The sequence below is a fragment of the Pseudomonas monachiensis genome (assembly GCF_047345015.1).
Taxonomy (GTDB): Bacteria; Pseudomonadota; Gammaproteobacteria; order Pseudomonadales; family Pseudomonadaceae; genus Aquipseudomonas; species Aquipseudomonas monachiensis.
In genome coordinates this window covers 3,213,843-3,228,794 of record NZ_CP178857.1, presented here as the reverse complement: position 1 = coordinate 3,228,794, position 14,952 = coordinate 3,213,843, and the positions used below count along the sequence as shown (strand labels likewise).

The following is a 14,952-nucleotide window of genomic DNA, read 5'->3' as shown; positions in this document are numbered from 1 at the left end:
CCACTTATTGCTTTTGATTGACGGGGTTCAACAGCGGCATTTTCCATTCGCCGTTGCGGACTTCCGGTTTTGGCAAATACAGCCGCAATATCCCGTAGAAGGGGCCGTTCGGAGCCGGTAGCCAATTGCTTTGCAGGTCTTTGACCGGTGCCTTGTGCTGCACGTACAGCGTCAGGCCGCCATCGGCATCGAGCTTGAGGTCAGGCAGCATGCGCGAGTTGATCAGGTAGCGATTGAGCGGGTTGGCCACCAGCAGCTTGTTCTTGCCGTCGTACAGGGTCAGGGACCAGAACGCATCGGCCGGGGGCAGGGCGCCTTTGTCGAAATGCAGGGTGTAGTCATTTTTCGAGGCGTCGACCGGTTTACCATCCTTGTCGACGAAATAACCGATGTAGTTCGCCTCTTCGGCGGAGTTACCGAAGATCCCCATGTTGGCGCCGGCATAGCGGTACAGGTAGTTGCCCTTGAGGTGATCGCGGGTGCCGAAGAAATCACCGCTGCTGACCTCGTGGGTATCGACCTTGGTTTTCTTGAATTCGGCAAACCCGGCCTTGGCGTCGCTGATGCCGTCCTCCAGTGCTTTGCGCTGCTCGGTGCTGAGTGTGTTGACGTTGAAAGGCTTGCCGGCCTCAATGCCGATTTTCGCGAAGCGCGCCAGCAGCTCTTTTTCCACGTCCTGGGCCGGGGCGAACGCCAGCATGAAGTTCAGGTAGCGGAACAGGTCCGGGGTTTCGCTCATGGTCGGCGTGGGTTTTGGCCAGTCGATCTTCGGTGCGGCGGTTGGCGCCTTTTGTTTGTCGTAATGACTCAGGGTTTCGACCTTGTAACCCTTCTGGATCTGCTTGACCTTGGCCAGATCCTTCTCATCGAACAGTTGTGTGCGATACAGCGCATAGGCGATGTTGCTTTCACTGCGCAGCAGACGGTCGATGTTCAGCGGTTGCTGGCCCTGCCAGTTGGGTCCGGCGATCATGAAATGCCCGCCGTTGTTGCCGGTGCTGCGGGTGCCCAGGTAGGCAAAGTTCTGCGTATAGGCGTCGATCAGTTGCACCGAGTAATAACGATGTTCTTCGATGGGCGGCAGGGTCAGTACCAGCGGCTCGGCGCGTAAATCCATCCAGACAAAGGAGTAGGGCGTGTCGGCGTTCGGCGTGACAAACGCGGTGTCCTTGGCGGTGAAGGCCTTGGCGGTGTTGCCGATCTGGTTGAACGGTGCCTTGAAGTTCGGGCTCTTCTTGTCCACGGCCTGGGTGTAGAGCGTCTTGTACATCTCTACTACCGGGAATCCATACAAATAGGCTTCCTTGGCGATGGCCCGGGCTTCGTCGGGGGTGGCAGTGAAGTCGGCCCAGGTGCTGGTACTCAGCGCAATCAGGCTGAAGCCGGTTGCGCGAAGGGCAACGTTCATGGATTGGTCCTTATGGCCTGAGCTGCTCGTGCGGCAGTCGTGCGGTGAACACTTTGAGGGAGTCGTGGGCGCTCAATCCGGACGGAGTGGAGCGCAGGAAAGAAAGGCGTGTCAGCCGAGCATCTTTCGGCGGGCGGCAGGTTGGACGGAGTGTTGGGGTGTGCCCGGGTATAAAGGCAAGGCGTGTGCAGACTCGCCAAAAGAAAGGCGCGCATCTCCATATTTTTCGACATGATTCCCCCGATTCCCTGGTGGCTCATTGGATACTCGGCCTTGTTTTTGGCCGTTACTCCGTAATCCGTTTCTGAACGAGCCGTAGGACGCGTCAGATAGAGTTAAGCATCTAAACATGAGTTAGCCAGTCGAATGGGTTAATTCTTTCGTTTTGTGTGCAGGTTCTCGGTGTTTTTTGTGTACTAAGAAGTTAATACGAAACAAGGGGTTGCCGCTTTGAGGTGATAAGGAGGGGGAGGATGCAGGCTTGCGGGTGGGTGCGAATCCGGTGGGAGCGAGCAGGCTCGCTCCCACCGGGAGGTTCAGTTTTTCTTCGCCTGCTCCCAAACCCGCTCTTCCTGCTCGCGCAGTTCCGGTGTGAACTCGGCACCAAAATCTTCGGCTTCAAACACCTGGCGAATCTCGATCTCGGCCTCGGTGCCCGGCATCGGGTTGGGGCAGCGCTTGACCCATTCGATGGCTTCTTCTTTTGACTTCACTTTCCACAACCAGAAACCGGCGATCAGTTCCTTGGTTTCGATGAAGGGGCCGTCGATCACCGTGTGTTTGCCACCGGAAAACTTTACCCGTGCGCCTTTGCTGCTCGGGTGCAGGCCTTCGCCCGCTAGCATGATGCCGGCCTTGACCAGTTCTTCGTTGTAGTTGCCCATGGCCGTCAGCAGTTCCTGGCTGGGCATGACGCCGGCTTCGGAATCCTGGCTGGCCTTGATGATGATCATGAATCGCATGGTGTCGTCTCCGTTGCAGTTGAGTGGCTCGATTTATAGTCGAACGACGGTGGAGCAATTCGACAGAGTGTTAACAAAAGTTTTCGCCGATGACCTGTGCCTTTCGTCATGAGCCGAGGGAGGCGGCGGGCGAAGGCGTACTCTGTACTTTTGCCGGCTTGTTCGGTTAACACAGGGTTGTGGGTTGTATCCAGTTTTATGCCCTGTTACATGACAATTTATGTTTGGCCATAGGTCGTAGGACAATTTCATGGTTAACTTCGGCCTCGCCAAAATTCTCCACCACAACGTTCAGAAGGACTCCGTTCATGGCTCAAGTCACCCTTAAAGGCAATCCGGTTCAAGTCAACGGCCAACTGCCACAAGCCGGTTCCAAGGCGCCAGCCTTTTCCCTGGTTGCCGGCAATCTGTCCGACGTCACCCTGAAAGACTTTGCCGGCAAGCGCAAAGTGCTGAACATCTTCCCAAGCGTTGACACCCCGACCTGCGCCACCTCGGTACGCAAGTTCAACGCCCAGGCCAGCGATGTGGCCAACACCGTTGTGCTGTGCATCTCCGCTGACCTGCCGTTCGCCCAGGCCCGTTTCTGCGGCGCCGAAGGCCTGGAAAACGTACAGAACCTGTCGACCCTGCGCGGTGCCGAGTTCATCGAGAACTACGGCGTGGCCATCGCCGACGGCCCGCTCAAAGGCCTGACCGCCCGTGCCGTGGTGGTTCTGGACGAAAACGACAACGTGCTGCACAGCGAACTGGTTGGCGAAATCGCCGACGAGCCGAACTATGAAGCGGCACTTGCTGTTCTGAAATAAGCGTAGCTTTACACTTATTAACGGCCTGGCTCTGTCCAGGCCGTTTTCATTTGTGTTTCAGTGTCTTGGATAAATCTCCTGCTACGTAAGCCAAAGGTAAATTGCCGGTAAAGGCGCTTTGCTTAAGACACGCCAGTGCTTATCGTTCAGCCTCATGTAAAAAAGCCCACGCGCCCAATGGTTGATCACTCAATGCAATCCTCCGCTTCCCGTAGTCCTCGTCGCTGGCTGTTCGGCCTGCTTGTCTTGTTGGTCATCGCTGGCCTGTGCTGGAAATTCTGGCCCGGCAGCGCTGCACCCAAAGAGGCTGCGGGACAGAAAGCCGTCGCCGGGCATACCGGCAGGTCGGGCGGGATGCGCCCTGGATTCGGTGGCGCGTCCGGGCCGGTACCGGTGCGCGTGGCGCAAGCGGTCAAGGGTGATTTCCCGCTGTATTTCAAGGCGCTGGGCACAGTCACGGCGCTGAACACCATCAATGTGCGCAGCCGCGTCGGCGGTGAACTGGTCAAGATCTATTTCGAAGAAGGGCAGATGGTCAAGGCCGGCGACCTGCTGGCCGAAATCGACCCGCGCCCTTACCAGAATGCCTTGCTCCAGGCCGAAGGCACCTTGCTGCAGAATCAGGCGCAGCTGAAAAACGCCCAGGTCGACGTCGAGCGCTATCGCGGCCTGTACCGCGAAGACAGTATTGCCAAGCAGACCCTGGACACCGCCGAAGCGCTGGTCGGTCAGTTCCAGGGCACGGTCAAGACCAATCAGGCGGCGGTCAACGATGCCAAGCTCAACCTCGAATTCACCCGGATCCGCGCACCGATCACCGGTCGCGTTGGTCTGCGTCAACTGGACGTCGGCAACCTGGTCGCGGCCAACGACACCACCGCACTGGCGATCATCACCCAGACCCAGCCGATCAGCGTGGCCTTCACCCTCCCGGAAAACAGCCTGGACACCGTGCTGGCCCGTTATCGCAGCGGCGCCAAACTGTCGGCTGAAGCCTGGGATCGTGGCGATACCAAACTGCAGGCCACTGGCGTATTGCAGAGCCTGGACAACCAGATCGACGTCACCACCGGCACCCTGAAATTCAAGGCCCGTTTCGAGAACCGCGATCAGTCGCTGTTCCCCAACCAGTTCGTCAATGTACGCCTGCTGGCCGACACCCTCAAAGACGTAGTGCTGGCGCCTTCGGCCGCGATCCAGTTCGGCACCAACGGCACGTTCGCCTATGCCATGGACGGTGACAAGAAGGTCAAGATCCGTCAGTTGAAAGTCGGCGCCAGTGACGGCGTGAACACTGTGGTCACCGAAGGCCTGTCGGCGGGCGACCGGGTCGTATTGGAAGGCACCGACCGCCTGAAGGACGGCAGCGACGTGGAGGTGGTCAACGACAGCCAGGACGTGCCGACCACGCCAACCGAACACCTGCAAGGCAAGTCGGCGGTCAACGCGGCAACGCCCGCGACCACCGACAAGGCGAAAAAGGGCGGCGCATGAATCTCTCGCGGCTGTTCATCCTTCGCCCGGTAGCCACCACCCTGAGCATGCTGGCCATTATCCTGGCCGGCGTCATCGCCTATCGGCTGCTGCCGGTGTCGGCGCTGCCCCAGGTCGATTACCCGACCATTCGCGTCATGACCCTGTACCCCGGCGCCAGCCCGGATGTCATGACCAGCGCAGTGACCGCGCCACTTGAGCGTCAGTTCGGGCAGATGCCCGGCCTGACGCAAATGGCCTCCACCAGCTCCGGTGGCGCGTCGGTGCTGACCCTGCGTTTCAGCCTCGACATCAACATGGACGTGGCCGAGCAACAAGTGCAGGCGGCGATCAACGCCGCGACCAACCTGTTGCCCAAGGATCTGCCGGCGCCGCCGGTGTACAACAAGGTCAACCCGGCCGATACGCCGGTGCTGACCCTGGCCATCACCTCAAAGACCATGTTGCTGCCCAAGCTCAATGACCTGGTCGATACGCGCATGGCGCAAAAGATTGCCCAGATCAGCGGCGTCGGCATGGTCAGCATTGCCGGTGGCCAACGCCAGGCCGTGCGCATCAAGGTCAATCCGGAAGCCCTGGCCGCCAATGGTTTGAACCTGTCGGACGTGCGCACCCTGATAGGCGCCTCCAACGTCAACCAGCCCAAGGGCAACTTCGACGGCCCGACCCGGGTCTCGATGCTCGATGCAAACGATCAACTGACGTCGCCCAAGGACTACGCCAACCTGATCCTGGCCTACGCCAATGGCGCACCGTTGCGCCTCAAGGACGTGGCGGAAATCGTCGACGGCGCCGAGAACGAGCGCCTCGCTGCGTGGGCTAACGAGAACCAGGCCGTATTGCTGAACATCCAGCGTCAACCCGGTGCCAACGTGATCGAGGTAGTGGACCGGATCAAGGCCCTGCTGCCAAGCATCACCGACAACCTGCCGGCCGGCCTCGACGTGATAGTGCTGACCGACCGCACCCAGACCATCCGCGCCTCGGTCAAGGACGTGCAACACGAATTGCTGATCGCCATCGCCCTGGTGGTCATGGTCACCTTCCTGTTCCTGCGTCGCGCCAGCGCCACGATCATTCCGTCGGTGGCCGTGCCGCTGTCGCTGGTCGGTACGTTCGGCGTGATGTACCTGGCGGGCTTCTCGGTCAACAACCTGACCCTGATGGCCCTGACCATCGCCACCGGTTTCGTGGTGGACGATGCGATCGTCATGCTGGAGAACATTTCCCGATTCATCGAAGAAGGCGACAGCCCGCTGAACGCGGCGCTAAAGGGCGCCAAACAGATCGGTTTCACCCTGATCTCACTGACATTGTCGCTGATCGCCGTGCTGATCCCGCTGCTGTTCATGGCTGACGTGGTCGGGCGCTTGTTCCGAGAGTTCGCCATCACCCTGGCGGTGGCGATCCTGATTTCCCTGGTGGTTTCCCTGACCCTGACGCCGATGATGTGCGCGCGGTTGCTCAAACGTGAGCCCAAGGAAGCCGAGCAGGGCCGTTTCTACCGTGCCAGCGGCGCGTTCATCGACTGGATGATCGCCGCCTACGGACGCAAGTTGCAGTGGGTGCTCAAGCACCAGCCGCTGACCCTGATGGTGGCCATCGGCACTTTGGCGCTGACGGTATTCCTCTACATGGTGGTGCCCAAGGGCTTCTTCCCGGTGCAGGACACTGGCGTCATCCAGGGCATTTCCGAAGCACCGCAATCGATTTCCTTCGCCGCCATGAGCGAGCGCCAGCAGGAACTGGCCAAGGTGATCCTGGCCGACCCGGCGGTCGAGAGCCTCTCTTCCTACATTGGCGTTGATGGCGATAACTCGACCCTCAACAGCGGCCGGTTGCTGATCAACCTCAAATCGCATCGCGACCGCGACCTGAGCGCCACGCAAGTGATTGCCCGGCTGCAACCGGAGCTGGACAAACTGGTCGGTATCCGCCTGTTCATGCAGCCGGTGCAGGACCTGACCATCGAAGACCGGGTCAGCCGCACGCAGTACCAGTTCAGCATGTCGTCGCCGGACTCTGAGTTGCTGAGCCTGTGGAGCGGGCGCCTGGTCGAGGCCCTGGCCGACCGACCGGAATTGACCGACGTTGCCAGCGATTTGCAGGACAAGGGCTTACAGGTTTACCTGGTGATCGACCGCGATGCGGCTTCGCGGGTCGGGGTGTCGGTGTCGAACATCACCGATGCGCTGTACGACGCCTTTGGTCAGCGGCAGATTTCCACGATCTACACCCAGGCCAGTCAGTACCGCGTGGTGCTGCAATCGCAGTCCGGGGAGAAGATCGGCCCGCAGGCGCTGGAGCAGATTCACGTCAAGACCACCGATGGCGGGCAGGTGCGCCTGTCCAGCCTGGCGCGCATCGAAGAGCGCCAGGCGCAACTGGCGATCACCCACATCGGCCAGTTCCCGGCGGTGATGATGTCTTTCAACCTGGCGCCCGGCGTGGCGCTGGGGCATGCGGTCGAGATCATCGAGCAGGTGCAGAAGGACATCGGCATGCCGATTGGCGTGCAGACCCAGTTCCAGGGCGCGGCCGAGGCGTTCCAGGCTTCGTTGTCGAGCACCTTGCTGCTGATTCTGGCGGCGGTGGTGACCATGTACATCGTGCTGGGCGTGCTCTACGAGAGCTACATCCACCCGATTACCATTCTATCGACCCTGCCGTCGGCGGCGGTGGGCGCCTTGCTGGCGTTGATCCTGAGCGGCAACGACCTGGGCATGATCGCGATCATCGGCATCATTCTGCTGATCGGCATCGTGAAGAAGAACGCGATCATGATGATCGACTTCGCCCTCGACGCCGAGCGCAACCAGGGCATGGACCCGCAAACGGCGATCTATCAGGCGGCCTTGCTGCGTTTCCGGCCGATCCTGATGACCACCCTGGCCGCGCTGTTCGGTGCCGTACCGTTGATGCTGGCCACCGGTTCCGGCGCGGAACTGCGCCAGCCGCTGGGTCTGGTGATGGTCGGCGGCCTGTTGCTGAGTCAGATTCTGACCTTGTTCACCACGCCTGTGATCTACCTGTACTTCGATCGTCTCGGTCGTCGTTTTGGCAAGGCCGACGCTCAGGAGACGACGGTATGACGCCCCGCAGAACCTGTGGGAGCGGGCTTGCTCGCGAAGGCGTCCGGTCAGTCGACAGGAATGTTGAATGCAAGGCCCTCTTCGCGAGCAAGCCCGCTCCCACAGGGGGGCAGCAGGGCTCGTGGGTTGGTGCGGGGGGCAATCATCGATGAACCTTTCGGGACCTTTCATCAAGCGCCCGGTCGCGACCATGTTGCTGAGCCTGGCGATTATGCTGCTGGGTGGGGTGAGCTTCGGTTTACTGCCCGTGTCGCCGCTGCCGCAAATGGACTTTCCGGTGATCGTGGTCCAGGCCAGCCTGCCCGGGGCCAGCCCCGAGGTGATGGCATCGACCGTGGCCACGCCTCTGGAGCGCTCCTTCGGCAGCATTGCCGGGGTCAACACCATGAGCAGCCGCTCCAGCCAGGGTTCGACCCGGGTGATCCTGCAATTCGACCTGGACCGCGACATCAATGGCGCGGCGCGGGAAGTGCAGGCGGCGATCAACGCCTCGCGCACACTGCTGCCGAGCGGGATGCGCAGCATGCCGACCTACAAGAAGGTCAACCCGTCCCAGGCGCCGATCATGGTGCTGTCGCTGACGTCGGATGTGCTGGAAAAAGGTCAGCTCTATGACCTGGCCTCGACGATCCTGTCCCAGAGCCTGTCCCAGGTGCAGGGCGTCGGCGAGGTGCAGATCGGTGGCAGCTCGCTGCCGGCGGTACGTATCGAACTCGAACCGCAGTCGTTGAACCAGTACGGCGTGGCGCTGGACGATGTGCGCAACACCATCGCCAACGCCAACGTGCGCCGGCCCAAGGGCTCGGTGGAAGACGATCAACGGCTGTGGCAGGTCCAGGCCAACGACCAGCTGGAAAAAGCCAAGGACTACGAATCGCTGATCATCCACTACAACGGCGGCGCGGCCCTGCGCCTGAAGGATGTGGCCAAGGTCAGCGATGGCGTCGAGGACCGCTACAACAGCGGTTTCTTCAACGATGACGCGGCGGTGCTGCTGGTGATCAACCGGCAGGCCGGCGCCAACATCATCGAGACGGTCAACGAGATCAAGGCGCAGTTGCCGGCTTTGCAGGCGGTGCTGCCGGCCAGCGTCAAGCTGAACCTGGCCATGGACCGCTCGCCGGTGATCAAGGCCACGCTGCACGAGGCGGAAATGACCCTGCTGATCGCCGTGGCGCTGGTGATCCTGGTGGTGTTCCTGTTCCTCGGCAACTTCCGCGCTTCGCTGATCCCGACCCTGGCGGTGCCGGTGTCGCTGGTCGGCACCTTTGCCGTGATGTACCTCTACGGCTTTTCGTTGAACAACCTGTCGCTGATGGCGTTGATCCTGGCCACAGGGCTGGTGGTGGACGATGCCATCGTGGTGCTGGAGAACATTTCCCGGCACATCGACGAAGGCGTGCGGCCGATGCGCGCGGCGTACCTGGGTGCCCAGGAAGTCGGCTTTACCTTGCTGTCGATGAACGTGTCGCTGGTGGCGGTTTTCCTGTCGATCCTGTTCATGGGCGGGATCATTGAAAGCCTGTTCCGCGAATTCTCCATCACTCTGGCGGCGGCCATCGTGGTCTCGCTGGTGGTGTCGTTGACCCTGACCCCGATGCTCTGCGCCCGCTGGCTCAAGCCGCACACGCCGGGGCAGGAGAACCGCCTGCAACGCTGGAGTCGGCGGGCCAACGACTGGATGGTCGGCAAATACGCCACCAGCCTCGACTGGGTGCTGCGCCACAAGCGCCTGACCTTGCTCAGTCTGTTTGTGACAATCGGCGTGAACATTGCGCTGTATGTAGTTGTTCCTAAAACATTTATGCCGCAACAGGATACCGGTCAGCTGATCGGTTTCGTGCGCGGCGACGACGGCCTGTCGTTCAGTGTGATGCAGCCGAAGATGGAGATTTTCCGCCGGGCGGTGTTGAAGGATGAGGCAGTAGAAAGCGTCGCCGGGTTCATTGGCGGCAACAACGGCACCAACAACGCCTTCATGCTGGTGCGCCTCAAACCGATCAAGGAGCGCAGCATTTCCGCGCAGAAGGTCATCGAACGCCTGCGCAAGGAAATGCCCAAGGTTCCCGGGGCACAACTGATGCTCATGGCAGACCAGGACCTGCAATTCGGTGGCGGTCGCGAGCAGACCACCTCGCAGTACTCGTACATCCTGCAGAGCGGGGACCTGGGGGCATTGCGCGAGTGGTATCCGAAAGTCGTCACCGCGCTCAAGGCCTTGCCGGAGCTGACGGCGATCGATGCGCGCGAAGGCCGCGGCGCCCGGCAAGTGACCCTGATCGTCGACCGTGACCAGGCCAAGCGCCTGGGTGTCGACATGGACATGGTCACGGCGGTGCTGAATAACGCCTACAGCCAGCGGCAGATATCGACCATCTACGACAGCCTCAACCAGTATCAGGTGGTGATGGAGGTCAATCCGAAATACGCCCAGGACCCGATCACCCTCAAGCAGGTCCAGGTGATCACCGCTGACGGCGCGCGGATCCCGCTGTCGACCATCGCCCATTACGAAAACAGCCTGGAAAACGACCGGGTCAGCCACGAAGGCCAGTTCGCCTCGGAGAGCATTGCCTTCGACATGGCCGAAGGCGTGACCGTGGAGCAGGGCGGTGCCGCCATCGAGCGGGCGATTGCCAAGGTCGGCCTGCCGGAAGACGTGATCGCTAAAATGGCCGGCACAGCCGACGCTTTCGCGGCGACTCAAAAAAGTCAGCCGTGGATGATTTTGGGGGCGCTGGTGGCGGTGTATCTGGTCTTGGGTGTGTTGTATGAAAGCTACATTCACCCGCTGACGATTCTCTCGACCCTGCCGTCGGCCGGGGTCGGTGCCTTGCTGTCGATCTACGCGCTGGGCGGCGAGTTCAGCCTGATTTCGTTGCTGGGGCTGTTTCTGCTGATCGGCGTGGTGAAGAAAAACGCGATCCTGATGATCGACCTGGCGTTGCAACTGGAACGAAGCCAGGGCATGGCACCGCTGGAGTCGATCCGCAGCGCCTGCCTGCAACGTTTGCGGCCTATCCTGATGACCACCCTGGCGGCGATCCTCGGTGCCTTGCCTTTGCTGATGAGCCGCGCCGAAGGGGCGGAAATGCGCCAGCCCCTGGGCCTGACCATCATCGGCGGGCTGATCTTCAGCCAGGTGCTGACGCTTTACACCACCCCGGTGGTTTACCTCTATCTCGACAGACTGCGCCATCGCTTCAATAAATGGCGCGGGGTGCGTACCGATGCTGCTCTGGAAACTCCGCTATGACTGACCGTTCGCTTTTCAACCTGGCTGCACCGCTGCTCACGGCCCGAGGCTCGCGCCTGTTGAGCCTGTCACTGTGCGTGGCGATGCTCAGTGCCTGCGCCGTCGGCCCGGATTACCAGCGCCCGCAAACAGCGGAGCCTGCGCAGTACAAGGCCGCAGAGGGCTGGCGGCAGGCCAACCCCAGCGATGCCCTGGCGCGCGGCGCGTGGTGGGAGTTGTATGGCGACCGGCAGCTCAACGAGCTGATCGAAAAACTCAACAGCGCCAACCAGACCGTCGCCCAGTCCGAGGCGCAGTACCGCCAGGCCCAGGCCTTGGTGCGTAGCGCACGGGGGGCGTTTTTCCCGACGGTGGACCTGAACGTCAGCAAGAACCGTTCTAGCCAGGGCACCGGTAGCAGCAGCTCCAGCCTGAGCAGTTCGTCCAGCGGTATTCGCGACACGTACTCGGCCCAGGCGGGCGTCAGTTGGGAAGCGGATGTGTGGGGCAAGCTGCGCCGAGGCCTCGAAGCCGACACTGCGAATGCCCAGGCAAGCTTTGCCGACCTGGCGGCCATGCGCCTGAGTCAACAGTCGGAGCTGGTGCAGAATTACCTGCAACTGCGGGTGATCGATGGCCAGAAACGCTTGCTCCAGGACACGGTCGAGGCTTATCGGCGTTCGTTGAAGATGACCGAGAACCAGTACCGCGCCGGTGTTTCGGGCAAGGACGCGGTGGCCCAGGCCCAGACACAGCTCAAAGGCACCGAAGCCGATATGATCGACCTGATCTGGCAGCGCGCCCAGTTCGAGAACGCCATTGCCGTGCTGATCGGCCTGCCGCCAGCGCAATTCAGCCTGGCGGAAAGCCAGGACATCCCGCAGTTGCCGCAAGTACCGCTGGCACTGCCTTCGCAGCTGCTGGAACGTCGCCCGGACATCGCGTCGGCCGAGCGCTCGGTGATGGCCGCCAACGCCAACATCGGCGTGGCCAAGGCCGCCTATTACCCCGACCTGACCCTGAGCATGAACGGCGGTTACAGCAGCAGCACTTATTCCAACTGGATCAGCCTGCCGAACCGCTTCTGGTCGGTCGGACCGCAATTGGCCATGACCCTGTTCGACGGCGGCCAGCGCTCGGCGGAAGTCGACCGCAGTGAAGCGGCCTATGACGAAACGGTGGCCAAGTACCGCCAGACCGTGCTGGACGGCTTTCGCGAAGTGGAAAACTTCCTGGTGCAGCTCAAGGTGCTGCAGGACGAAGCTGTCGTGCGCCAACAGGCACTGGATGCGGCCCGGGAATCGTTGCGCCTGACCCAGAACCAGTACAAGGCCGGCTTGATCGCGTATATCGATGTGGTGGTGACCCAGGCGGCGGCGCTGAACAATGAGCGCAGCAACCTCGATCTGCTGCAAAGCCGCTTGTTAGCCAGCGTGCAGTTGATTGCAGCGTTGGGAGGTGGCTGGGACGGGCAGCTTGAGGTGAGCGAAAACCGATAGCGTAATCCCTGTGGGAGCGAGCTTGCTCGCGATGGCTGCGTCACATTCAGCATGGACGTTGCCTGACCCACCGCTATCGCGAGCAAGCTCGCTCCCACAGGTTTTGTCAGGTGCCGGCAGCTTGAAACAAGTTAATGTAAAACCTTAAAACAAGCGTTTCATCGGACTGATGGCCCTTTGCTCATTTTGTGAGTGCGTTCTCATTTGGAATCAGTACAATCGCCGCATTTTCCCCCTGCGAGAATCAATACCAATAAGGGGGGCATTCGCGAGAAGTCTCCATGCTCATCGGCAGCTATTCCCCCACCCTGGTCATCATTTCGCTCTGTGTAGCGATTCTCGCCTCATACACCGCACTCGACCTGACCGGACGCATTGCCACCGCCAAAGGTCGCGCCGTGCATTTGTGGACCGCTGGCGGAGCCGTTGCCATGGGCATCGGCATCTGGTCGATGCACTTTATCGGCATGCTCGCGTTCAAGTTGCCGATCGACCTTGGGTACGACGGCGCCATCACTCTGTTGTCGCTGCTGATCGGCGTGCTCTCCAGCGGTTTCGCGCTGTGGCTGGTCAGCCAGCCGCAATTGCCGGCCTGGCAGCTGGCCTTTGGCGCATTGGTCATGGGGGCCGGCATCAGCGCGATGCACTACACCGGCATGGCCGCCATGCGCATGCAGCCGGGCATCGACTACGACCCGACGTTGTTCGGCGTCTCGCTGCTGATCGCGGTCGGTGCTTCGGGTGCGGCATTGTGGATTGCTTTCCATCTGCGCCAGCACACGCCTCACGTCCGTCTGATCCGTGGCGGGGCCGCTGTGGTCATGGGTATCGCCATCGTCGGCATGCACTACACTGGGATGGCCGCCGCACGCTTTGCCGACGGCAGTTTTTGTGGCGCGGCGGTCAATGGATTGAGCGGTAACGGCCTGGACAACCTGGTGCTGATCACCACGTTGGCGGTGCTGAGCATTGCCTTGCTGACCTCGATCCTCGATGCACGCCTGGAGGCGCGCACCGCGAGCCTGGCCCGATCGCTGACCGAGGCCAACCGTGAGCTGACCCAACTGGCCCTGCACGACACCCTCACCGGGTTGCCGAACCGGACGCTGCTCGCCGATCGAATCGATCAGGCCATGTCCCGGGTCCAGGAGGACGGGGGGTGCTTTGCCCTGATGTTCATCGACCTGGACGGCTTCAAACCGGTCAACGATGCCTTCGGCCACCACATGGGCGATCTGCTGTTGCGCGAAGTGGCCGTGCGCCTGCGCGAAGAATTGCGCAGCCAGGACACCCTGGCGCGGATCGGCGGCGATGAGTTCGTGTTGCTGGTGCAATTGAGCGAACAGAACGACGCCTTGAACCTGGCAGCCCGTCAGGTCGGGCTGATCGCGCGCGCGTTCCGGGTTGCCGAACATGATTTGCACATTTCCGCCAGCGTCGGCATCGCGCTTTACCCGGGTAACGGCCAGTCCGCCCATGAATTGCTGATGAATGCCGACGCGGCGATGTATCACGCCAAAGGCGCGGGTAAAAACGGCTACAGCTTTTTCGATGCCTCGATGAACAGCAACGCTCGCAAACAGCTGCAATTGTTGCAGGACCTGCGCAATGCCGTGGAGCAGCAGGAATTCAGCCTGCATTACCAGCCCAAGTTCGACGCCGCCAATGGCCGGCCAGTGGGCGCCGAGGCCTTGTTGCGCTGGGAGCACCCGACGCAAGGGATGCTGCTGCCGGACAAATTCATTGAAATGGCGGAAAAAACCGGGCTGATCATTCCGATCGGCGAGTGGGTGCTCAACGAAGCGTGCCGCCAGATGCGCGAGTGGTACGTGCTGGGCTACACCGACTGGCGCATCGCGGTGAACCTGTCGGCCATTCAGTTTTGCCATGCCGGGCTGGTCCAGAGCGTCGCCAAGGCGCTGGCGACGCACCATCTGCCGGCCAACAGCCTGACCCTGGAAATCACCGAAACCACCGCCATGAGCGATGCCGACGCGAGCATGACGGTGCTGCAAGAGCTGTCGGAAATGGGCGTTGACCTGTCCATCGATGACTTTGGTACCGGCTATTCGAGCTTGATGTACCTCAAGCGCCTGCCAGCCAACGAACTGAAGATCGATCGTGGTTTCGTCCGGGACCTGGAGCACGACAGCGACGACGCTGCCATCGTTTCGGCCATCGTCGCCCTCGGCCAGGCGCTGGGGTTGCGCATCGTCGCCGAAGGCGTGGAAACCGGCGTGCAGCAGGACTTCCTGACTCAACTCGGCTGTGATTCGTTGCAGGGTTACCTGCTGGGGCATCCGCTGCCCGCCGCAGGATTCATGGTGGAAATCCATCGCGGGGAGCAATTGGTCGAGCAATTGAAAGCCAGTGCCGAGCGCGAGATGTCGATGACATGACAACCGACATGACAGCTGATGTGAAGCAATGCAAAAACCGCCAATGGCAGTTAT

At 61.2% G+C, this 14,952-nt stretch carries 8 protein-coding genes; 6 read left to right on the top strand and 2 right to left on the bottom strand.

Annotated elements, in window-relative coordinates:
• Nucleotides 1–4: 4 nt before the first annotated feature.
• Nucleotides 5–1,408: a DUF1254 domain-containing protein gene (locus ACMDB8_RS14345; RefSeq protein WP_056727545.1), complete on the bottom strand. Its 1,404-nt coding sequence runs from the start codon at nucleotides 1,406–1,408 to the stop codon at nucleotides 5–7.
• 536 nt (nucleotides 1,409–1,944) lie between these two features.
• Nucleotides 1,945–2,370 carry a YciI family protein gene (locus ACMDB8_RS14340; RefSeq protein WP_056727543.1) on the bottom strand — a complete coding sequence of 142 codons (426 nt, stop codon included), beginning with the start codon at nucleotides 2,368–2,370 and terminating at the stop codon, nucleotides 1,945–1,947.
• A gap of 308 nt (nucleotides 2,371–2,678) precedes the next feature.
• On the opposite strand from ACMDB8_RS14340, the gene tpx reads away from it, so the two are divergent.
• The 6 genes from tpx to ACMDB8_RS14310 all read left to right on the top strand — a co-directional run bounded on the left by tpx (nucleotide 2,679) and on the right by ACMDB8_RS14310 (nucleotide 14,898).
• Nucleotides 2,679–3,179, top strand: coding sequence for a thiol peroxidase (tpx, locus tag ACMDB8_RS14335; RefSeq protein ID WP_409079259.1), 501 nt, complete (start codon nucleotides 2,679–2,681; stop codon nucleotides 3,177–3,179).
• A 177-nt stretch (nucleotides 3,180–3,356) separates the two neighbouring features.
• Nucleotides 3,357–4,673, top strand: coding sequence for an MdtA/MuxA family multidrug efflux RND transporter periplasmic adaptor subunit (locus ACMDB8_RS14330; RefSeq protein WP_056727538.1), 1,317 nt, complete (start codon nucleotides 3,357–3,359; stop codon nucleotides 4,671–4,673).
• The gene (locus ACMDB8_RS14325) at nucleotides 4,670–7,765 is read left to right on the top strand and encodes an MdtB/MuxB family multidrug efflux RND transporter permease subunit (protein WP_409079260.1); all 3,096 of its coding nucleotides are present in this window, start codon (nucleotides 4,670–4,672) and stop codon (nucleotides 7,763–7,765) included. The genes ACMDB8_RS14330 and ACMDB8_RS14325 overlap by 4 nt, the downstream gene beginning before the upstream one ends.
• A 148-nt stretch (nucleotides 7,766–7,913) precedes the next feature.
• Nucleotides 7,914–11,021: an efflux RND transporter permease subunit gene (locus ACMDB8_RS14320; RefSeq protein ID WP_056727534.1), complete on the top strand. Its 3,108-nt coding sequence runs from the start codon at nucleotides 7,914–7,916 to the stop codon at nucleotides 11,019–11,021.
• Nucleotides 11,018–12,499 (top strand): efflux transporter outer membrane subunit, encoded by a 1,482-nt coding sequence (locus ACMDB8_RS14315; RefSeq protein WP_056727532.1) that lies wholly within the window; start codon nucleotides 11,018–11,020, stop codon nucleotides 12,497–12,499. The genes ACMDB8_RS14320 and ACMDB8_RS14315 overlap by 4 nt, the downstream gene beginning before the upstream one ends.
• 281 nt (nucleotides 12,500–12,780) lie before the next feature.
• A complete protein-coding gene (locus ACMDB8_RS14310) occupies nucleotides 12,781–14,898 on the top strand; it encodes a putative bifunctional diguanylate cyclase/phosphodiesterase (protein WP_223541470.1) in 2,118 nt (705 codons plus the stop codon).
• The last annotated feature ends 54 nt before the right edge of the window (nucleotides 14,899–14,952 follow it).